Source organism: Aeromicrobium sp. PFPM2_SD2, assembly GCF_057364525.1.
In genome coordinates, this window is the sequence record NZ_JBNFNZ010000645.1 from 1 (window position 1) to 994 (window position 994).

1 protein-coding gene is annotated in these 994 nt (G+C 75.9%); it reads right to left on the minus strand.

Annotation, left to right across the window (positions count from 1 at the left end; all coding sequences use genetic code 11):
- Positions 1-967: MFS transporter (locus AC2W7G_RS17135; protein ID WP_485869504.1), on the minus strand; the 967-nt coding region annotated here is incomplete at its 3' end.
- Positions 968-994: the final 27 nt, after the last annotated feature.

A 994-nucleotide genomic window follows, 5' to 3' on the forward strand; every position in this document is an offset into this window, starting at 1 on the left:
CGGCCGCCTTGCCGTCGCACAGCTCGGCGGCCGGCGGGATGTCCGCCGCGGCGGCGTGGAAGGCGCGCAGCCCGATCGTGGTCAGCACCGAGATGCCCACGAGCATGCCGACCATGCGGGAGACGACCAGCAGGCCGCTGGCGACGCCGTGCACGTCGGCGGACGTCCGCTCGAGCAGGGCCGCGTTCACGGGCGCCAGGGCCAGCCCGAAGCCGAGACCGGCCGCGACGAGCGACAGCGTCTCGAGCGGCGACTCCAGCGCCGTGCGGTCCCAGGTGGCCATGTGCGCGAACGACCCGGACGTGACCAGGAGCGCCACGGCGGTGAGCGGAGCGGGCGCGACCCGCCGCAGCAGCCACCCGCCCAGCACCGCGCCGACCGGGAGGGCGACGAGGAACCGGACGAGCACGAACGCGGCCGCGACCTGGTCGTCACGGTGGATGGTCAGCCGGGCGAAGAACGGGATGTCGACGAGGGCGGCGATGAGCGAGGCGCCGACGAAGAACGAGACGAGCACGGCGCCCCACGCCGCCCGGTCCGACAGGGTGCCGGGCGGCACGAGCGGGTACCGGGCCCGGCGCTGGCGCACGACGAACCCGGCGAAGCAGACGGCGGCCAGCGGCAGGAGGAACCACGCGGTCTCGCTGATCGCCGCCGACTCCGGCTCGGCCGAGGCGAACGAGACGATGACCACACCGAGCCCGGCGCACAGCAGCGCGGCCCCGGGCAGGTCGGTGCGGCGCAGGACGTCGCCCCACCCGCGCCACTGCACGAGCGGACGCCGTGCGGTCGCCGTGCGCGCGACGAGCAGGACGACCAGGACGTACAACGCCAGGGCCATCGGCGTCAGCCAGCGCGACTCGCCGGCGACGGGAAGCCAGGCCCGGCCGGTGGTGACGCCGTCGAGCAGGCTCTGCGGCGGCGACATCGTCAGGGCCAGGGCGCTCACCGCGAGGAGCAGGAGCACCGCGCCGAGGACGTCGGGCCACGGCCG